This window comes from Streptomyces sp. NPDC001450, from assembly GCF_053597295.1.
In genome coordinates this window covers 31300-51535 of record NZ_JBSFHY010000042.1, presented here as the reverse complement: position 1 = coordinate 51535, position 20236 = coordinate 31300, and the positions used below count along the sequence as shown (strand labels likewise).

Genomic DNA, 20236 nt, shown 5'->3' with positions numbered 1-20236 from the left:
GAAGGGCGGCCACCCCGTAACGGAGTGACCGCCCTTCAGTTCAAGCTGCTCGCTTACTGGTTGTACGGACCGTAGTCGTAGTCCTCCAGCGGAACGGCCTGGCCGGAGCCGGTGCCGAACGGCGAGTAGTCGATGTCGTCGTAGCCGACGGCCGAGTACATCGCGGCCTTGGCCTCCTCGGTCGGCTCGACCCGGATGTTGCGGTAGCGGGACAGACCCGTACCGGCCGGGATGAGCTTACCGATGATGACGTTCTCCTTGAGGCCGATGAGGCTGTCGGACTTGGCGTTGATCGCCGCGTCCGTCAGGACTCGGGTCGTCTCCTGGAAGGAGGCGGCCGACAGCCAGGACTCCGTCGCCAGCGAGGCCTTGGTGATACCCATCAGCTGCGGACGACCGGAGGCCGGGTGACCGCCCTCCTGGACCACACGACGGTTCTCGGTCTCGAACTTCGAGCGCTCGACCAGCTCGCCGGGCAGCAGCTCGGCGTCGCCGGACTCGATGATCGTCACGCGGCGCAGCATCTGCCGGATGATGATCTCGATGTGCTTGTCGTGGATCGACACACCCTGCGAGTTGTACACCTTCTGGACCTCGCCGACCAGGTGGACCTGGACGGCACGCTGACCCAGGATGCGCAGCACGTCGTGCGGGTTGGTGGCACCCACGGTGAGCTGCTGGCCCACCTCGACGTGGTCGCCCTCGCGGACCAGGACCTTGGCACGCTTCGAGATCGGGAACGCCGTCTCGTCGCTGCCGTCGTCCGGGGTGACGACGATCTTCTTGGTCTTCTCGGTCTCCTCGATCCGGATGCGGCCGTTGGCCTCGGAGATCGGGGCGACACCCTTCGGGGTACGGGCCTCGAAGAGCTCGACGACACGGGGCAGACCCTGGGTGATGTCGTCACCGGCCACACCACCGGTGTGGAAGGTACGCATCGTCAGCTGGGTACCGGGCTCACCGATGGACTGGGCGGCGATGATGCCGACCGCCTCACCGATGTCGACCAGCTTGCCGGTGGCGAGCGAACGGCCGTAGCACATCGCGCAGGTACCGACGGCGGACTCGCAGGTCAGGACCGAGCGGGTCTTGACCTCCTCGACGCCACGGCCGACGAGCTCCTCGATGAGGACGTCGCCCAGGTCGGTGCCGGCCGGGGCCAGCACCTGGCCGTCGACCACGATGTCCTCGGCGAGGCAGCGCGCGTACACGGACGTCTCGACGTTGTCCGTCTTGCGCAGCGCGCCGTCCGCGCCGCGGTCCGCGATCCGGAGCTTGAGACCACGCTCGGTGCCGCAGTCCTCCTCGCGGATGATGACGTCCTGCGAGACGTCCACCAGACGACGGGTCAGGTAACCCGAGTCGGCGGTACGCAGGGCGGTGTCCGCCAGACCCTTACGGGCACCGTGCGTGGAGATGAAGTACTCCAGCACGGAGAGGCCCTCACGGAAGGACGCCTTGATCGGACGCGGGATGGTCTCGTTCTTCGCGTTCGACACCAGACCACGCATACCGGCGATCTGCCGCATCTGCATCATGTTTCCTCGGGCACCCGAGTCAACCATCATGAAGATGGGGTTCGTCTTGGGGAAGTTCTCGTTCATCGCCTCGGCGACCTCGTTGGTCGCCTTGGTCCAGATCGCGATGAGCTCCTGAGTGCGCTCTTCCTTGGTGATCAGACCGCGCTCGTACTGCTTCTGGACCTTCTCGTCCTGCGCCTCGTAGCCGCGGACGATCTCCTTCTTCGCCTCGGGAACGACGACGTCGGAGATGGCCACGGTGACACCGGAACGGGTCGCCCAGTAGAAGCCGGCCGCCTTCAGGTTGTCGAGCGTCGCCGCCACGATGACCTTGGGGTAGCGCTCGGCGAGGTCGTTGACGATCTCGGAGAGCTGCTTCTTGCCCACCGAGTAGTCGACGAACGGGTAGTCCTCGGGCAGCAGCTCGTTGAAGAGCGCACGGCCCAGGGTCGTCCGCAGGCGGAAGGTGTCACCCTGCTGCCACTCGGGCTCGCCCTCCTCGCGCGCCGGCGGGGTCCAGCCGCGCGGCGGGATGGTGCCCACCGGGAAGCGGATGTCGACCGCGGACTGGAGCGCGAGCTCACCGGCGTCGAACGCCATGATCGCCTCGGCCGTGGAGCCGAAGGACCGGCCCTCGCCCTTGGTGTCACGCAGCTCGCCGTCGGTGGTGAGGAAGAACAGACCGAGGACCATGTCCTGGGTCGGCATCGTCACCGGACGGCCGTCGGCCGGCTTGAGGATGTTGTTCGAGGACAGCATCAGGATGCGGGCCTCGGCCTGCGCCTCCGCGGACAGCGGCAGGTGCACGGCCATCTGGTCACCGTCGAAGTCCGCGTTGAACGCGGTGCAGACGAGCGGGTGGATCTGGATGGCCTTGCCCTCGACCAGCTGCGGCTCGAAGGCCTGGATGCCGAGGCGGTGCAGGGTGGGAGCACGGTTCAGCAGCACCGGGTGCTCGGCGATGACCTCTTCGAGGACGTCGTACACGACGGTGCGGCCGCGCTCCACCATGCGCTTGGCGCTCTTGATGTTCTGCGCGTGGTTCAGGTCGACCAGGCGCTTCATCACGAACGGCTTGAAGAGCTCCAGCGCCATGGCCTTGGGCAGACCACACTGGTGCAGCTTCAGCTGCGGGCCGACGACGATGACGGAACGCGCCGAGTAGTCGACTCGCTTACCGAGCAGGTTCTGACGGAATCGACCCTGCTTACCCTTCAGCATGTCGCTGAGGGACTTCAGCGGACGGTTGCCGGGGCCCGTGACCGGGCGGCCACGACGGCCGTTGTCGAACAGCGCGTCGACGGCCTCCTGGAGCATGCGCTTCTCGTTGTTCACGATGATCTCGGGCGCACCGAGGTCGAGAAGGCGCTTCAGGCGGTTGTTGCGGTTGATGACACGGCGGTACAGGTCGTTCAGGTCGGAGGTCGCGAAGCGGCCACCGTCCAGCTGCACCATCGGACGCAGGTCCGGCGGGATGACCGGGACGCAGTCCAGGACCATGCCCTTGGGGCTGTTGGACGTCTGCAGGAACGCGGAGACGACCTTCAGCCGCTTGAGGGCGCGGGTCTTCTTCTGGCCCTTGCCGGTGCGGATGATCTCGCGGAGCTTCTCGGCCTCCTCGTCGAGGTCGAAGGACTCCAGGCGCTTCTGCAGCGCCGCGGCACCCATCGAGCCGTCGAAGTACGTGCCGAAGCGGTCACGCAGCTCGCGGTAGAGCAGCTCGTCGCCCTCGAGGTCCTGGACCTTGAGGTTCTTGAACCGGTTCCACACCTCGTCGAGGCGGTCGATCTCGCGCTGCGCACGGTCGCGCAGCTGCTTCATCTCGCGCTCGGCACCCTCGCGCACCTTGCGGCGCACGTCGGCCTTGGCACCCTCGGCCTCCAGCTCGCCCAGGTCGGCCTCGAGCTTCTTGGCGCGGGCCTCCAGGTCGGCGTCGCGACGGTTCTCGATCTGCTGGCGCTCGACCGAGACGTGCGCCTCCAGGGAAGGCAGGTCGCGGGTACGGCGCTCCTCGTCGACGTACGTGATCATGTACGCCGCGAAGTAGATGACCTTCTCGAGGTCCTTGGGCGCCAGGTCCAGCAGGTAGCCGAGGCGCGAAGGAACACCCTTGAAGTACCAGATGTGCGTGACGGGCGCGGCCAGCTCGATGTGGCCCATCCGCTCACGGCGCACCTTGGCGCGCGTGACCTCGACGCCACAGCGCTCGCAGATGATGCCCTTGAAGCGGACACGCTTGTACTTGCCGCAGTAGCACTCCCAGTCCCGGGTCGGACCGAAGATCTTCTCGCAGAAGAGTCCGTCCTTTTCGGGCTTCAGGGTGCGGTAGTTGATGGTCTCGGGCTTCTTGACCTCACCGTGGCTCCACTGACGGATGTCGTCAGCGGTGGCCAGGCCGATCCGGAGCTCGTCGAAGAAGTTGACGTCGAGCACTATGCGTCAATCCCTCTCAGGGTCGAAAGTCTTTGGTCTGAAACGGGGGCCTGGGGGTCGGCGGGGCCCTGTGGGTGAGGGCCCCGCCGGACTCCCGTCAGACCTCTTCGACGCTGCTCGGCTCGCGCCGGGACAGGTCGATACCGAGCTCCTCCGCAGCGCGGAAGACGTCCTCGTCGGTGTCACGCATCTCGATGGACATACCGTCGCTGGACAGCACCTCCACGTTCAGGCAGAGCGACTGCATCTCCTTGATGAGCACCTTGAAGGACTCGGGGATGCCGGGCTCGGGGATGTTCTCGCCCTTGACGATGGCCTCGTAGACCTTCACGCGGCCGGTGACGTCGTCGGACTTGATGGTCAGCAGCTCCTGGAGCGCGTACGCGGCGCCGTAGGCCTCGAGGGCCCACACCTCCATCTCACCGAAGCGCTGGCCACCGAACTGCGCCTTACCACCCAGCGGCTGCTGGGTGATCATCGAGTACGGACCGGTCGAGCGGGCGTGCAGCTTGTCGTCGACCAGGTGGTGCAGCTTCAGGATGTACATGTAGCCGACCGAGATCGGGTCCGGGAACGGCTCACCGCTACGGCCGTCGAACAGCCGCGCCTTACCGGTCGGGAGCACCATGCGCTCGCCGTCGCGGTTCGGGATGGTGTGCTGCAGCAGACCCGCCAGCTCGTCCTCACGGGCACCGTCGAACACCGGGGTGGCGACGTTGGTGCCGGGGGCGACCTGGTCGGCGCCGATGGCCTGCAGGCGCTGCGCCCACTCGTCCGCGAGGCCGGAGACGTCCCAGCCGCGGCTGGCGAGCCAGCCGAGGTGGATCTCCAGGACCTGTCCCGGGTTCATTCGGGACGGGACACCAAGCGGGTTGAGGATGATGTCGACCGGAGTTCCGTCCTCGAGGAACGGCATGTCCTCGATGGGCAGGATCTTCGAGATGACACCCTTGTTGCCGTGACGGCCGGCGAGCTTGTCACCGTCGGTGATCTTGCGCTTCTGCGCGACGTAGACGCGGACCAGCTGGTTCACGCCCGGCGGCAGCTCGTCGCCCTCCTCGCGGTCGAAGACGCGCACGCCGATGACCTTGCCGGTCTCACCGTGCGGCACCTTCAGCGAGGTGTCACGGACCTCACGGGCCTTCTCACCGAAGATCGCGCGCAGCAGGCGCTCCTCGGGGGTCAGCTCCGTCTCACCCTTCGGGGTGACCTTGCCGACGAGGATGTCGCCGGCGATGACCTCGGCGCCGATGCGGATGATGCCGCGCTCGTCGAGGTCGGCGAGGACCTCCTCGGAGACGTTCGGGATGTCCCGGGTGATCTCCTCGGGGCCGAGCTTGGTGTCACGGGCGTCGACCTCGTGCTCCTCGATGTGGATCGAGGAGAGGACGTCGTCCTGCACGAGGCGCTGCGACAGGATGATCGCGTCCTCGTAGTTGTGACCCTCCCACGGCATGAACGCCACGAGCAGGTTCTTGCCCAGGGCCATCTCGCCGTTCTGGGTGGCCGGACCGTCGGCGAGGACCTGGCCCTCGATGATCCGGTCGCCCTCGTTGACGATGACCTTCTGGTTGACCGAGGTGCCCTGGTTGGAGCGGGCGAACTTGGCCAGGCGGTACGTGATGTACGTGCCGTCGTCGTTGGCCGTGGTGATGTAGTCCGCGGAGACCTCCTGGACCACACCCGCCTTCTCGGCCTTGACCACGTCGCCGGCGTCGACGGCGGAGCGGTACTCCATGCCGGTGCCGACGAGCGGGGACTCGGACTTAATCAGCGGCACGGCCTGACGCATCATGTTCGCGCCCATGAGGGCACGGTTGGCGTCGTCGTGCTCGAGGAAGGGGATCATGGCGGTCGCGACCGACACCATCTGGCGCGGCGAGACGTCCATGTAGTCGACGTCCTCGGGGCTGACGTAGTCGACCTCACCGCCACGGCGGCGGACCAGGACACGCGCCTCGGCGAACCGGAGTTCGTCGTTCAGCGTGGCGTTGGCCTGCGCGATGACGAAGCGGTCCTCCTCGTCGGCGGTCAGGTAGTCGACCTCGTCGGTGACCTGGCCGTCGTTCACCTTGCGGTACGGGGTCTCGACGAAACCGAACGCGTTGACCCGGCCGTAGGAGGCGAGCGAGCCGATCAGACCGATGTTCGGTCCTTCAGGGGTCTCGATCGGGCACATGCGGCCGTAGTGCGACGGGTGCACGTCACGGACCTCGAAGCCGGCCCGCTCACGGGAGAGACCACCCGGACCAAGAGCCGACAGACGGCGCTTGTGGGTGAGACCCGACAGCGGGTTGTTCTGGTCCATGAACTGGGACAGCTGGCTGGTGCCGAAGAACTCCTTGATGGAGGCGACGACCGGCCGGATGTTGATCAGGGTCTGCGGCGTGATCGCCTCGACGTCCTGAGTGGTCATGCGCTCGCGCACGACACGCTCCATACGGGCGAGACCCGTACGGACCTGGTTCTGGATCAGCTCGCCGACGCTGCGCAGACGACGGTTGCCGAAGTGGTCGATGTCGTCCGTCTCGACAACGATCGTGTCGCCGTTGTCACCGGTGGTCTCGGTCTCGCCGGCGTGCAGCTGCACCAGGTACTTGATCGTCGAGATGATGTCCTCGACGGTCAGGATGCCCGCGTCGAGCGGAGCGTCCGCACCCAGCTTCTTGTTGACCTTGTAGCGGCCGACCTTGGCGAGGTCGTAGCGCTTCGGGTTGAAGTAGAGGTTCTCGAGCAGCGTCTGCGCGGCCTCACGCGTGGGGGGCTCGCCCGGACGCAGCTTGCGGTAGATGTCGAGCAGCGCGTCGTCCTGGCCCTGGGTGTGGTCCTTCTCCAGGGTGGCGCGCATCGACTCGTAGTCGCCGAACTCCTCGAGGATCTGCTCGGTCGTCCAGCCGAGCGCCTTGAGCAGCACGGTGACCGACTGCTTGCGCTTGCGGTCGATACGGACACCGACCATGTCGCGCTTGTCGATCTCCATCTCCAGCCAGGCACCCCGGGACGGGATGATCTTGGCGGAGAAGATGTCCTTGTCGGACGTCTTGTCGATGCTGGAGTCGAAGTAGACACCGGGGGAACGGACCAGCTGGGACACCACGACACGCTCGGTGCCGTTGATGACGAAAGTGCCCTTGTTCGTCATGAGCGGGAAGTCGCCCATGAAGACGGTCTGGGACTTGATCTCGCCGGTCTCGTTGTTGGTGAACTCGGCGGTGACGAAGAGCGGGGCGGCGTACGTGAAGTCGCGCTCCTTGCACTCGTCGATGGAGTTCTTCGGCGGCTCGAAGCGGTGGTCCCGGAACGTCAGGGACATCGACCCGGAGAAGTCCTCGATCGGGGAGATCTCCTCGAAGATCTCCTCCAGACCGGACTTGGTGGGGACGTCCTGACCGTTCTCAAGAGCCTCCTCGACCCGACTCTGCCAGGCGGTGTTGCCGAGCAGCCAGTCGAAGCTCTCGGTCTGCAGCGCGAGCAGGTTCGGAACCTCAAGAGGCTCCTTGATCTTTGCAAAGGAGATGCGCAGCGGGGCGGTGCTGGCGCCGTTGTTCGTATTCGCGGTCGAGGCGTTGCGCGAGGCGGCCAAGAGGGGGTCCTTCCGAGGGCTCGGACTCACTACGCGCGTGCCGGTCCCTCTCCGTACACAGAGACAGAAACCCCAGGTCAGGGGAGCTTCGGTCATCGATGCTGGAGTGAGGGCAGACCCCTGGTGACGGGCAGGGGACAGCTAACAGGCAGCGCAAAGGGTCAGTGTAGCCACTTGGCACACTGATGTCCAGTGCGGGTTTTTCGAGACCCTCGTTGTTCTCAACACCCTTGTCAACGCCCTTGGCCTGCTGCCCTCAACGCAGGTTGATACTGCCCTCTTCGTCGTCGATCCATGCCTCGGATTCGGATCCTTGTGACGACGCGTCCTGAGAATTGCGCGCTGCGTGCGGTTCGTCAAGGCCCCTCAGCCCAAACGGGACCGTCCGGAGACACGACGATGATCACCATACCCCTCGCCACCAGGGGTACAAGGCAACCGAGGCCGGACCTCCGGATACGCCGAAGAGCGACCACCCGGATGGATGATCGCTCTTCGGTGCGTTCGCGTTACAGCCCTAGGAGGCCGTACTCAGCGCGCGGAGAGAGTCGCGGAGACTCCGAGAGGTCTTACTTGACCTCGACGGAGGCGCCGGCGCCCTTGAGGGACTCGGCAGCCTTCTCGGCGGCGTCCTTGGCGACCTTCTCGAGGACGGGCTTCGGGGCACCGTCGACGAGGTCCTTGGCCTCCTTCAGACCCAGCGAGGTCAGCTCACGCACGACCTTGATGACCTGGATCTTCTTGTCGCCGGCGCCGGTGAGGATGACGTCGAACTCGTCCTTCTCCTCCTCGACCGGGGCGGCGGCGGCCGGACCGGTCGGGCCCGCGACGGCGACCGCGGCGGCGGCGGTGACGTCGAACTTCTCCTCGAAGGCCTTCACGAACTCGGAGAGCTCGATGAGGGTCATCTCCTCGAACTGGGCGAGCAGGTCTTCCTGGCTGAGCTTCGCCATGATGGGCGATCCTTCCACTGATTCGGCAGGTGCCGGATGTACTGGGTGAGGCGGGCGTACGTCGGCCCGCTGCGACCCGTGCCGCCTAGACGGCCAGGGTCAGAAAGCGAGCCGAGTTACTCGGCACCGCCCTGCTCGTCCTGCTTGGCACGAAGAGCGTCCACGGTGCGGACGAGCTTCGAGGGAAGCGCCTGGAAGAGCTGAGCAGCCTGCGACTGCTTGCCCTTGAAGGCACCCGCCAGCTTGGAGAGCAGAACCTCGCGGGACTCGAGGTCCGCAAGCTTCTTGATCTCATCGGCGGACAGCGCCTTACCCTCAAGGACACCGCCCTTGATGATGAGATTCGGGTTGTCCTTGGCGAAGTCACGGAGACCCTTCGCCGACTCCACCGGGTCACCGGTGACGAAGGCGACGGCCGTCGGACCAGCGAAGAGCTGGTCGTCCAGCGTGATCCCGGCCTCGTTGGCCGCAATCTTGGTCAGCGTGTTCTTCACCACGGCGTACTGGGCGTTCTCACCGAGCGACCGGCGCAGCGTCTTGAGCTGCGCCACGGTGAGACCGCGGTACTCGGTCAGCACGGCGGCGTTGGAGCTGCGGAACTTGTCCGTCAGCTCGGCAACCGCGGCAGCCTTGTCGGGCCTCGCCATAGAGCCTCGGCCTCCTTCCGGGTGATTCGGACCGCGCGGACCCGAAGGAGGACTGGGTAAAACAAACGCCCCGGCGCAGGCGCTCGGGGCGGACTCGACCGGCTGCACACGCGTGAGCGCGTATGCTCCGGGAGTTCTTCCACCGTCACCTGCGCGGGTCGCCCACTTTGCAGCGGATCCTTCGGCCACCGCGCCCTCGTTCGAGCACGCGGCAACGACCAGCGGTCTTTGGCTTCTGTAGGAGAGTACGGGACCGGGGCGGTGTCGAGCAAATCGGGCCCTACGGGGCCGCCCCGGTCCTTGTGCGTGCGGGCCTCAGGAGGCGGTGGTGGTGCTGCTGCTGCCCGACACGCTCCCGGGACCGCCGGCCTTCATCAGCTCCGTGAAGTCCTTGGTGTCGGCGGCCGGGGGCGCCTCGGCGGCGACCTTCACGCCGTAGTCGCTGTAGTAGGCCGTGCTGGTCATGGTGCCGGTCGCCATGTCCGCCTTCTCGACCTTCTTGACCAGCAGGTCCTGGCCGTCCACCCAGATGTCGATGTTCTCGGTGGTGACGCCCGCCTGGCTGAGCTGCTTCTTCAGGCCGGCCAGCTGGTCGGCGGTGAGGTTGCTGTTCTTGCCGGCCAGGTCGGCGACGTTCACCGTGCCCGAGTAGTGCGTGGCGTCGACGCCGGAGACCTTCTCCTGGCCGACCTTCTTCACGTCGCCGGAGGCCAGCAGCAGCTTCACCGACTGGTTCGGCGTGGTGTTCTGCATCTGGTCCTTGAGGTACGCGCCGGAGCTGCCGCCGAGCTTGGCGAGGTCGTCGTACGCGTACTTGATCCAGTGCTTGCCGCCGAACTGCGCGGCGAACTTCTCGCTCATCCTGGCGTAGTAGGCGTCCGGCAGATAGCGGGCCTCCATCGACGTGGAGCCGGCCTTGCGCATCGCTTCGGCCATCTTGCCGCCGGTGTACGTGATGGTGAGGTTGCCCTTGAGGCCGTCGCCCCAGGCGAGGGCGCCGTCGGCCGTCATCGACATGGTGTCGCCCATGGTCGTGCTGGAGCGGACCTTGGCGGACTCGGCCTTGTCCGTGGACTTCTCGGCGGAGAGCAGGGCAGCGAGGGGGCTGACGTGCGTGACGCTCTTGCCGACCGTCTTGTCGCCCTTCCCGGAGTCCGAGCCGCAGGCGGCCACACCGGTCAGCGCGGTCACCACCGCGACGGAAAGGGTCACCCGGCGTACGGTCGTGCTCTTCATGTAGTCCCACCCCTATGCGAGTCCTGTGCCTGCAACGTAGCCCAGGCCACTGACAGTCGTACGAAAAGTCGCACAAAGAAAGGACGGGCCCCGAACCTTTCAGGTTCCAGGGCCCGCCCTCTACTTACGCGTACCTGACGCGGCTACCGGGGTGAGCGCGGGGCTCAGACGGCGGCCGGGTCCTCCTCGACGAGGAGGTTGCGGGTGCGGTTCGGGTCGACCGGGATGCCGGGGCCCATCGTGGTGGTGATGGCGGCCTTCTTGATGTAGCGACCCTTGGCGGCGGACGGCTTGAGACGGGTGATCTCCTCGAGCGCCGCCGCGTAGTTCTCCACCAGCTGGGCGTCCTCGAAGGACGCCTTGCCGATGATGAAGTGCAGGTTCGAGTGCTTGTCGACGCGGAACTCGATCTTGCCGCCCTTGATCTCGGTGACGGCCTTGGCCACGTCGGGGGTGACGGTGCCGGTCTTCGGGTTCGGCATCAGACCACGCGGACCGAGCACGCGGCCGAGGCGGCCGACCTTGCCCATGAGGTCCGGGGTGGCGACGACGGAGTCGAAGTCCAGGCGGCCCTTCGAGACCTCGTCGATCAGCTCGTCGGCACCGACGATGTCGGCGCCCGCGGCACGCGCGGCCTCGGCACGGTCACCGGTCGCGAAGACCAGGACCCGGGCGGTCTTACCGGTGCCGTGCGGAAGGTTCACGGTGCCACGGACCATCTGGTCGGCCTTACGCGGGTCGACACCCAGACGGAAGGCGACCTCGACGGTGCCGTCGAACTTGGTCGTGGAGGTCTCCTTGGCGAGACGGACGGCCTCGAGCGGGGCGTACAGCTTCTCCCGGTCGACCTTGGCGTCCGCAGCGCGGAGAGCCTTGCTGCGCTTGCTCACAACTGCTCCTGTGTGTTCTGAGAGGAGTCGTGGTGTACGGGCCGAGCAGGCCCTACCACGGTGGTTCTACGAAGGTGGGGGTCAGCCCTCGACCGTGACGCCCATGGAGCGCGCGGTACCAGCGATGATCTTCGCGGCGGCGTCCAGGTCGTTGGCGTTGAGGTCGGGCATCTTGGTCGTGGCGATCTCGCGGACCTGCGCCTCGGTGATCTTGGCGACCTTGGTCTTGTGCGGCTCGCCGGAGCCCTTCTCGATGCCCGCGGCCTTGAGGATCATCTTGGCGGCCGGGGGCGTCTTGGTGACGAAGGTGAAGGAGCGGTCCTCGTAGACCGTGATCTCCACCGGGATGACCCAACCGCGCTGCGACTCGGTCGCGGCGTTGTAGGCCTTGCAGAACTCCATGATGTTGACGCCGTGCTGACCCAGCGCGGGGCCGACCGGCGGGGCCGGGTTGGCGGCGCCGGCCTGGATCTGGAGCTTGATGAGCCCCGTGACCTTCTTCTTCTTGGGAGGCATAGCTCTCCGGGTCCTTTCGATTCGGGTCCTGCCGGCATCCGGGGACCACCCGGACGCAGGCATACCGCACAACGATAACGGGTATGGATGCGCGGCCAAAAACCGTGCAGGTCAGGTTGGCTACGAGAGCCCGCCTGACCTGCACGGAAGCAGTTCGTCCAGAAGGAACTAGTTCTTCTGGATCTGGTCGAAGGAGAGCTCGACCGGCGTCTCGCGGCCGAAGATCTCCACCAGGCCCTTGACCTTCTTCGAGTCGGGGTTGATCTCGTTGATGGTCGCCTGGAGCGTGGCGAAGGGGCCGTCGGTGACGGTGACCGAGTCGCCGACCTCGAAGTCCAGCACCTGGACCTCGACCTTGCGCTGCGGGGCGGGCTTGCCCTCGGCCTCGGCGGCCTCGCGGGCGGCCTTCTCCTCCGCCTCCGGGGCGAGCATCTTGACGATCTCGTCCAGGGTCAGCGGGTAGGGGTCGTAGGCGTTGCCCACGAAGCCGGTGACGCCGGGGGTGTTACGGACGACGCCCCAGGACTCGTTGGTCAGGTCCATGCGGACCAGGACGTAACCAGGCAGCTTGTTCTGCTTGATCGTCTTACGGTCGCCGTTCTTGATCTGGACGACCTCTTCCTGCGGCACCTCGGCCTGGAAGATGTAGTCCTCGACGTTCAGTGAGACGGCGCGCTGCTCCAGGTTCGTCTTCACGCGGTTCTCGTAGCCGGCGTACGTGTGGATGACGTACCACTCGCCGGGCAGGGACCGCAGCTCCTCGCGCAGGGCCTCGACCGGGTCGACCGGGGCGGCGGCCTCCGCCTCGACCTCTTCCTCGGTCTCCACGGTCTCGACCGCTTCCTCGGCCTCGTCCTCGACGTGCAGCGCGGCCTCCTCGGCCGGCTCGCCCGCCTCGGCCTCGGCAGCCTCGAACTCGTCCTGCTCGTCCGCGCCCTCGACGATGTCGAGCTCGTCGTCCACCGTCTCGTCCGGCTCGATGGCGTCGTTCAGGTTCGGGTCAGACACGATGGCTGCTTCTTCCTGGATACATAGGGGTAGAACATGCGAAAACGGGCGCCGGTACCACGGCGCCCTTCGCTCTTGGCTCAGCCGAAGACGTACTTGGCCGCGTGGTTGAGCCCATAGTCAATCACGGTCACCAGGGCGATCATGATGACAACGAAGAAGATCACCACGGTGGTGTACGACGTCAGCTGATTGCGCGTCGGCCAGACGACCTTGCGGAGTTCCGCGATGATCTGTCGGTAGAAGATGCCGAGGCGCTTCAGCGGGCCCTTCTTGGCGCGCTTGCCACCCTTGCGGGCCTTCTTCTTGGTCTCCAGCGCCTCGTCCTGGGCATCAGGCGTGTCGATGGAGCCCACGGCGTCCGTCATTCGTCCTCACCTGATTCCGGGTCGTGGCCGTGCCGCGCCCGGTCTGAGCCGCACGGCGGTGCATCGCTGTACGTACATGTGCACACATCCTGGCGGTGTGTGTAGCAGGGCCGGAGGGACTTGAACCCCCAACCGCCGGTTTTGGAGACCGGTGCTCTACCAATTGAGCTACGACCCTTTGTGTGTCCCCCAACGTACCGCATCCGACCGGGTGCTCGGTGTGCACCGGTTGTGGAGCGGCTGCCGAAGGCCAACGAGGTGAGAGTGTACGTGGTCCGCGGCCCGGCGTCGAACAGAAAGTGCCTGTACGGAGTCGCCGGACCGAAGATCGTCCTGGCCGGGAGCCGGATTCGGATCCTTGTTCACCTCTCGACCCCTTGCTGTTCAGTCCGTGAAACCCGCGTGCCGGGGGCGTTTCCGGTCTGAAACGATGGGCCCCATGAGCGCTGCAATCCCTCCCACCGAGCGCCGGGTCTCCGCCCGAGTCGGCGCGATCTCCGAGTCCGCCACCCTCGCCGTGGACGCCAAGGCCAAGGCCCTGAAGGCCGCCGGGCGTCCGGTGATCGGCTTCGGCGCGGGTGAGCCCGACTTCCCGACCCCGGACTACATCGTCGAGGCCGCCGTCGAGGCCTGCAAGAACCCGAAGTACCACCGCTACACCCCGGCCGGCGGTCTGCCGGAGCTGAAGGCCGCGATCGCCGCGAAGACGCTGCGGGACTCCGGCTACGAGGTCGACCCGGCCCAGATCCTGGTCACCAACGGCGGCAAGCAGGCCATCTACGAAGCCTTCGCCGCGATCCTCGACCCGGGTGACGAGGTCATCGTCCCGGCGCCGTACTGGACGACCTACCCCGAGTCGATCCGGCTCGCGGGCGGTGTCCCGGTGGAGGTCGTCGCCGACGAGACCACCGGCTACCGGGTGAGCGTGGAGCAGCTGGAGGCGGCCCGCACGGAGAGGACGAAGGTCGTGCTCTTCGTCTCGCCGTCGAACCCGACCGGCGCGGTCTACAGCCAGGAGGAGGCCGAGGCGATCGGCCGCTGGGCCGTCGAGCACGGCCTGTGGGTCCTCACGGACGAGATCTACGAGCACCTCGTCTACGGCGACGCGAAGTTCACCTCGCTGCCGGCGCTCCTGCCCGAGCTGCGCGACAAGTGCATCGTGGTCAACGGTGTGGCGAAGACGTACGCCATGACCGGCTGGCGCGTGGGCTGGGTCATCGGCCCGAAGGACGTCGTCAAGGCCGCGACGAACCTGCAGTCGCACGCCACCTCGAACGTCTCCAACGTGGCCCAGGTGGCCGCCCTGGCCGCTGTCTCCGGCGACCTGGAGGCCGTGGCGAAGATGCGCGAGGCCTTCGACCGGCGCCGCAAGACCATCGTGCGGATGCTCAACGAGATCGACGGCGTGCTCTGCCCCGAGCCCGAGGGCGCGTTCTACGCGTACCCGTCGGTCAAGGGCCTGCTCGGCAAGGAGATCCGCGGCAAGCGCCCGCAGGACACCGTCGAGCTGGCCGCGCTGATCCTGGAGGAGGCCGAGGTCGCGGTCGTCCCGGGCGAGGCCTTCGGCACGCCGGGCTACCTGCGGCTGTCGTACGCGCTCGGTGACGAGGACCTCGTCGAGGGCGTGAGCCGGATGCAGAAGCTGCTCGCGGAGGCGCGGGACTGAGGTCCGCTCCGCACACGGGGGCTGCTCCCACTTCCGGGAGCAGCCCCCGTTCGCATGTGCGAGCAAGAGCACGTTCGGGGAAACAGCTACCGGCGCGACCGGGACCTGCGGCAGGATCCTGGGATGGAGCGTGTACGTGATCTCTCTGAGCTGCCGAAAGCCCATCTGCACCTGCACTTCACCGGCTCGATGCGGCCGGGGACCGTTCTGGAGCTGGCCGACAAGCACGGCGTGCGCCTGCCCGAGGCCCTGACCGAGGCGCTGACCAGCGGCGAGCCGCCCAAGCTGCGGGCGACGGACGAGCGCGGCTGGTTCCGCTTCCAGCGGCTGTACGACGCGGCGCGCTCCTGTCTCCGGGAGCCGGAGGACATCCAGCGGCTGGTCCGGGAGGCCGCCGAGGAGGATCTGCAGGACGGCTCGGGCTGGCTGGAGATCCAGGTGGACCCGACGTCGTACGCGCCCCGGCTGGGCGGTCTGATCCCGGCCCTGGAGATCATCCTGGACGCGGTGGACACGACGGTGCGGGAGACCGGGCTCGGGATGCGGGTGCTGGTGGCGGCGAACCGTATGAAGCACCCGCTGGACGCGCGCACGCTGGCCCGGCTCGCGGTGCGCTACGCCGACCGGGGTGTGGTCGGCTTCGGGCTGTCGAACGACGAACGGCGGGGCATGGCGCGGGACTTCGACCGCGCCTTCGCCATCGCACGCGACGGCGGCCTGCTGTCGGCCCCGCACGGCGGCGAGCTGACCGGCCCGGCGTCGGTGCGCGACTGCCTGGACGACCTGCACGCCTCGCGGATCGGACACGGCGTGCGCGCGGCGGAGGACCCGCGTCTGCTCAAGCGGTTGGCCGACCGGGAAGTGACCTGCGAGGTCTGCCCGGCGTCGAACGTGGCGCTCGGTGTCTACGGGAAGCCGGAGGACGTGCCGCTGCGCACGCTCTTCGAGGCGGGCGTCCCGATGGCCCTCGGAGCCGACGACCCGCTGCTCTTCGGCTCCCGACTGACCGCCCAGTACGAGATCGCCCGCCAGCACCACGGCTTCACGGACGCGGAGCTGGCGGAGCTGGCCCGGCAGTCGGTGCGGGGTTCGGCGGCGCCGGAGGACGTCAAGGCGCGGCTGCTGGCCGGCGTGGACGACTGGCTGACTCGCCCGCTCGTCTGAAGTCGGCGCAGGGCGGATACGCCTGGAAGGAGATCAGCACCTCGGGCTCGGCCACGGCTCCGCCTCGGACTCCAGGCCGCGGATGCAGCCCATGAGGGCGGAGCCGCCCTTCACGATCCGCTTCCGACGCGGTCCCCAGCCCGCCGCCGAGGCGCACGCCATGGCCGTGTCGGCGAAGACGTCACGGCTGCCGATGAGGAAGAGCGTCCGCGCGTGGGTGGTGTGGCGCGGCTCGCCCCGGAAGCCGCTGTCGTTGCGGGGGCTCGCCGGTCCTGTGGGGCTACAGGCTCACGCCGACGGTCACCGGCTCGTTGACCAGCGTGATCCCGAAGGCCTCGTGGACCCCGGCGACGACCTCGCGGGCCAGGGCCAGGAGGTCCTCGGTGGTGGCGGCGCCCCGGTTGGTGAGGGCGAGCGTGTGCTTGGTGGAGATACGGGCCGGTCCGGTGCCGTAGCCCTTGGTGAAGCCCGCCTTGTCGATCAGCCAGGCGGCCGAGGTCTTGGTACGGCCCTCACCCGACGGGTAGGCGGGCGGCTCCACTCCCTCGCCAAGCCGCTCCCGCACGCGCGCGTGGAAGGCCGCGAACTGCTCGTCGGTGAGGATCGGGTTGGTGAAGAAGGACCCGGCGGACCAGGTGTCGTGGTCCTCGGGGTCGAGGACCATGCCCTTGCCGGCGCGCAGCTTCAGCACGGTCTCGCGGGCAGCGGCGAGCGGCGCCCTCTCCCCCGGCTCCACACCGAGCGCCCGGGCCGCCTCGGCGTACCTGATGGGCGCCGACAGCCCGGCCGCGTCCTCCAGCTCGAAGCGGACGCGCAGCACGACGTAGCGCTCGGGATCGGCCTTGAAGCGGCTGTGCCGGTACGAGAAGGCGCACTCCTCGTTCGTCAGCGTGACGGTCCGGCCGGCCCCGCGGTCGTACGCGATCACCTCGGTGATCGTCGAGGAGACCTCCTGGCCGTAGGCGCCCACGTTCTGGATCGGGGTGGCGCCCGCGGAGCCCGGGATCCCGGCCAGGCACTCGATGCCGGCGAGTCCGGCCTCGACGGCACGGGCGACGGCGTCGGTCCAGATCTCGCCGGCCGCCAGCTCCAGCGTGGTGCCGCGCAGTTCGAAGCCGGTCGTGGCGATGCGCAGGGCGGTGCCGTCGAAGCCCTTGTCGCCGATGACCAGGTTGGATCCGCCGCCGATGACCAGCAGCGGCGTCCCGGTGTCGTCGGCCTCGCGGACGGTGGCGATCACTTCGGCGTCGGTCGTCGCGGTGACCAGCCGGGTGGCGGGGCCACCCAGCCGGAAGGTGGTCAGCGGGGCGAGGGGAGCGTCGTGGAGTTCCTGCACGCGCTCAAGACTACGAGACGGCACGGACAGCGCCGCGAGGCGGCACGGAGAGCCCGGCCGGGGACCGTTCCCCCGGCCCGGCACGCACGCGCGTACGGCCCCGTCGGCGGGGACGGGGCCGTACGCGTGCGCGTGCCGGGCGGCGAGCGTTGCCGGGCGGCGAGCGTTGCCGGGCCGGGCTGCTGGCACCGGGAGGGCGGCCGGGCGCGTGCCGGGCGGCGGGCGTTGCCGGGCCGGGCTGTCGGCGCCGCGTGGCGTGCGCTCAGTGGGCGGCGGTCTCCAGGACCGGCGCGGGATCGGTCGTGCCGGTGGCGAGGGCCATGCGGCGCCGGGTGGGGATCAGCAGGGCCGCGGCCCCGGCGAGGGCGACCACCGCCGCACCGACGACCAGCGCGGGCCGCAGTCCGTCGACGAAGGCCTGGGCGCTCTCGTAGCCGCCCTGGGCCGAGAAGATCGACGACATGACCGCGATGCCGAGCGCGCCGCCCACCTCGCGCAGGGCGTTGTTGGCGCCGGAGGCGATGCCCTGCTCCGTGGGCAGGACGCTGGACATGACCAGGTTGGAGGCGGGCGCGAAGAACAGGGCCATGCCGATGCCGCTGATGATCAGGCCGGGCAGCTGGGTCGCGTAGGAGACGTCGGCGGTGACCACGGAGCCCAGGTAGCCGAGGCCGGCGGCCTGCAGGAACAGGCCGGTGGCGACGACCGGGCGGCCGCCGATGCGGTCGGAGAGGATGCCGGCGACCGGGGCGACGAGCATCGGCATGCCGGTCCACGGCAGCATCCTGAGGCCCGCCTCGGTGGGCGAGTAGCCGAGCACGCCCTGCATGTACTGGCTGAGCAGGAAGATCGAGCCGAACATCCCGAGGAACATCAGCAGGCTCGCGGCGTTGATCCCGGAGAAGGCGCGGGAGCGGAACAGCCGCATCGGCAGCATGGGGTTCTTGTTGTGGCTGCCGTGGAACACGAAGCCGCCGAGCAGCGCGGTGCCCGCGATCAGACCGGTCAGCACGAGGGTGCCGGTCCAGCCGTCGACCGGGCCGCGCACCAGTCCGTACACGATCCCGAAGAGCCCGCCGCTGACGAGCAGGGTGCCGGGGAGGTCGAGCCGGGCGCCGGTGCCGCGGGACTCGGCGAGGCGGAGGCGGGCGAGCGGCAGCAGGGCCACGCCGAGCGGGACGTTCAGCCAGAAGATCCAGTGCCAGGAGATGTGCTCGGTGAGGCTGCCCCCGATGAGCGGCCCGGAGGCGACGGCGAGGCCGTTGACGGCCCCCCAGATGCCGTACGCCATACCGCGCTTGGCGGCGGGCACGGCCGCGGTCAGCAGGGTCAGCGTCAGCGGCATCATCACGGCCGCGCCGACGCCCTGGACCGCGCGGGCGGCGATGAGGGAGCCGATGCCGGGGGCCATGGCCGCGGCGGCGGATGCGCCGGTGAAGACCGTGAGTCCGGCGAGGAAGAGCCGACGGCGCCCGAAGCGGTCGCCGAGCGCGGCTCCGAACATCAGCAGGACGGCGAAGGTGAGCGTGTAGGCGCTCACGGTCCACTCCAGGTCGTCCAGCGCGCCGCCGAGGTCCTTGCGGATGGAGGGCAGGGCGGTGGTGACGACGAGGTTGTCGAGGGCCGCCATGAACCCGGCGACGCTGGTGATGACGAGGGCCCAGCCGGCGCCCCCGCGACGTGCGGTCTGCTGTGACATTTCTCCCCCAGAGGGTGATCACTGGCTTGATTAGTTATTGCTGACTAACTTTGGAGCCCGTGAAATTTGGAGCCCGCGGAAAAGGGCTGGACTCCGCTCCCCGCCGCCCTACTTCTCCAGCCGCCCGGTGATCCGGGCCGAGGGATACATCCCCTCCCAGACCTGGTGCTCAGGCGGAAACCCCATGGCGGTAAGGGTGTTGATGAGCATTCCGTACGCCAGGAAGGTCGTGGTTTCGTTCACGTCCGCCCCGAGCGGCAGATGCACGGTCTCCCAGAGCTTCATCCAGCCGGCCCGTACGGCCTCGCCGAACTCGTGGTCACCTTCGGCCTCGGCGGCCGCCACGGCGATGTACGTCTGCATCTGCATCTGGAGCCTCTCGGGGCGCTCCGCGAGCAGACGCACATAGGCGTCCGCCATGGCATGCAGGGCTTCCTCACCCTCCAGCCCCTTGGCGGCCTCCTCGAAGACCCGGCAGGTGTCCTCGACGCACCGGAGCGACGCCGCGGCGAAGATCGCCTTCTTGCTCGGGAAGAGCCGGAAGAGGTACGGCTGCGAGACGCCGACCCGCTTGGCGATCGCCTCGGTGGAGGTGCCGTAGTAGCCCCTCTGCGCGAACTCCGCGATCGCCGCGCGGATGACGCTCTCGCGCCGCTCTTCTGCGCTCATCCTGACCACGCGAGAAAGTTAGTACTCAATCACTAACCAGTCAAGCGAGGCCTGTGCCGACCCATCCGTAAGGGGCGCCCACCCGTGGTCGGCGCCCCTTACCCGGATCTGCCGTCAGGCCAGCCGCACGACCGCCCGGGACATGCCCAGCACCTTCTCGCCCCCGCTGGTCGCGGTCAGGTCCACGCGCACCGTGTTGTCGTCCAGCTTGGCCGCGACCTTGCCGCTGACCTCGATGACCGCGCCCTTGTCGTCGTTCGGCACGACGACCGGCTTGGTGAAGCGGACGCCGTACTCCACGACCGCGCCCGGGTCGCCGGTCCAGTCGGTGACCACGCGGATCGCCTCGGCCATGGTGAACATGCCGTGCGCGATGACGTCCGGCAGGCCCACCTCCTTGGCGAACTTCTCGTTCCAGTGGATGGGGTTGAAGTCCCCGGAGGCACCCGCGTACCGCACCAGCGTGGCGCGGTTCACAGAGAAGGTCTGCGCCGGCAGTTCGGTGCCGACCTCGACGTCGTCGTACGCGATCTTCGCCGTCATCGCTG

15 protein-coding genes and 1 tRNA gene are annotated in these 20236 nt (G+C 68.1%); 2 read left to right on the top strand and 14 right to left on the bottom strand.

What is annotated here, in order from left to right; translation table 11 throughout:
* Nucleotides 1–53 precede the first annotated feature (53 nt).
* The 10 genes from ACWC5O_RS35695 to ACWC5O_RS35650 all read right to left on the bottom strand — a co-directional run bounded on the left by ACWC5O_RS35695 (nucleotide 54) and on the right by ACWC5O_RS35650 (nucleotide 13332).
* On the bottom strand, nucleotides 54–3953 hold the full coding sequence (locus ACWC5O_RS35695; RefSeq protein ID WP_450585126.1) for a DNA-directed RNA polymerase subunit beta': 3900 nt from the start codon (nucleotides 3951–3953) through the stop codon (nucleotides 54–56).
* Nucleotides 3954–4050: 97 nt separating this feature from the next.
* On the bottom strand, nucleotides 4051–7536 hold the full coding sequence (gene rpoB, locus ACWC5O_RS35690) for a DNA-directed RNA polymerase subunit beta (protein WP_450585128.1): 3486 nt from the start codon (nucleotides 7534–7536) through the stop codon (nucleotides 4051–4053).
* A 569-nt stretch (nucleotides 7537–8105) separates the two neighbouring features.
* Nucleotides 8106–8489: a 50S ribosomal protein L7/L12 gene (rplL, locus tag ACWC5O_RS35685; RefSeq protein WP_450585130.1), complete on the bottom strand. Its 384-nt coding sequence runs from the start codon at nucleotides 8487–8489 to the stop codon at nucleotides 8106–8108.
* Between the two features lie 116 nt (nucleotides 8490–8605).
* Entirely contained in the window at nucleotides 8606–9136 is a 531-nt protein-coding gene (gene rplJ / locus ACWC5O_RS35680) for a 50S ribosomal protein L10 (RefSeq protein ID WP_389187559.1), read from the bottom strand.
* 315 nt (nucleotides 9137–9451) lie between these two features.
* Nucleotides 9452–10372: a hypothetical protein gene (locus ACWC5O_RS35675; RefSeq protein WP_450585131.1), complete on the bottom strand. Its 921-nt coding sequence runs from the start codon at nucleotides 10370–10372 to the stop codon at nucleotides 9452–9454.
* A gap of 164 nt (nucleotides 10373–10536) precedes the next feature.
* Nucleotides 10537–11262 carry a 50S ribosomal protein L1 gene (gene rplA / locus ACWC5O_RS35670; protein ID WP_450585133.1) on the bottom strand — a complete coding sequence of 242 codons (726 nt, stop codon included), beginning with the start codon at nucleotides 11260–11262 and terminating at the stop codon, nucleotides 10537–10539.
* 81 nt (nucleotides 11263–11343) lie between these two features.
* Nucleotides 11344–11778, bottom strand: coding sequence for a 50S ribosomal protein L11 (gene rplK / locus ACWC5O_RS35665; protein ID WP_033528316.1), 435 nt, complete (start codon nucleotides 11776–11778; stop codon nucleotides 11344–11346).
* A 168-nt stretch (nucleotides 11779–11946) separates the two neighbouring features.
* Nucleotides 11947–12786 carry a transcription termination/antitermination protein NusG gene (nusG, locus tag ACWC5O_RS35660; protein WP_450585135.1) on the bottom strand — a complete coding sequence of 280 codons (840 nt, stop codon included), beginning with the start codon at nucleotides 12784–12786 and terminating at the stop codon, nucleotides 11947–11949.
* A gap of 80 nt (nucleotides 12787–12866) precedes the next feature.
* Nucleotides 12867–13154 carry a preprotein translocase subunit SecE gene (gene secE, locus ACWC5O_RS35655; protein ID WP_450585137.1) on the bottom strand — a complete coding sequence of 96 codons (288 nt, stop codon included), beginning with the start codon at nucleotides 13152–13154 and terminating at the stop codon, nucleotides 12867–12869.
* 105 nt (nucleotides 13155–13259) lie between these two features.
* Nucleotides 13260–13332 (bottom strand) — tRNA-Trp (locus ACWC5O_RS35650).
* A 261-nt stretch (nucleotides 13333–13593) separates the two neighbouring features.
* On the opposite strand from ACWC5O_RS35650, the gene ACWC5O_RS35645 reads away from it, so the two are divergent.
* Together ACWC5O_RS35645 and ACWC5O_RS35640 are read left to right on the top strand one after the other, a co-directional pair.
* Complete coding sequence (locus ACWC5O_RS35645) at nucleotides 13594–14820, top strand: pyridoxal phosphate-dependent aminotransferase (RefSeq protein WP_450585138.1); 1227 nt, start codon at nucleotides 13594–13596, stop codon at nucleotides 14818–14820.
* Nucleotides 14821–14943: 123 nt separating this feature from the next.
* Nucleotides 14944–15984, top strand: coding sequence for an adenosine deaminase (locus tag ACWC5O_RS35640; protein WP_450585140.1), 1041 nt, complete (start codon nucleotides 14944–14946; stop codon nucleotides 15982–15984).
* A 280-nt stretch (nucleotides 15985–16264) separates the two neighbouring features.
* Here ACWC5O_RS35640 and ACWC5O_RS35635 read toward each other — a convergent pair whose 3' ends face one another.
* From ACWC5O_RS35635 to ACWC5O_RS35620, 4 genes are all read right to left on the bottom strand, one after another.
* On the bottom strand, nucleotides 16265–17320 hold the full coding sequence (locus ACWC5O_RS35635) for a UDP-N-acetylmuramate dehydrogenase (protein WP_450585141.1): 1056 nt from the start codon (nucleotides 17318–17320) through the stop codon (nucleotides 16265–16267).
* Between the two features lie 262 nt (nucleotides 17321–17582).
* A complete protein-coding gene (locus tag ACWC5O_RS35630; protein ID WP_450585143.1) occupies nucleotides 17583–19019 on the bottom strand; it encodes an MFS transporter in 1437 nt (478 codons plus the stop codon).
* 108 nt (nucleotides 19020–19127) lie between these two features.
* Nucleotides 19128–19697, bottom strand: a complete 570-nt coding sequence (locus ACWC5O_RS35625) for a TetR/AcrR family transcriptional regulator (RefSeq protein WP_450585145.1) — start codon at nucleotides 19695–19697, stop codon at nucleotides 19128–19130.
* A gap of 105 nt (nucleotides 19698–19802) precedes the next feature.
* The gene (locus ACWC5O_RS35620) at nucleotides 19803–20231 is read right to left on the bottom strand and encodes a MaoC family dehydratase (RefSeq protein ID WP_450585147.1); all 429 of its coding nucleotides are present in this window, start codon (nucleotides 20229–20231) and stop codon (nucleotides 19803–19805) included.
* Nucleotides 20232–20236 lie beyond the last annotated feature (5 nt).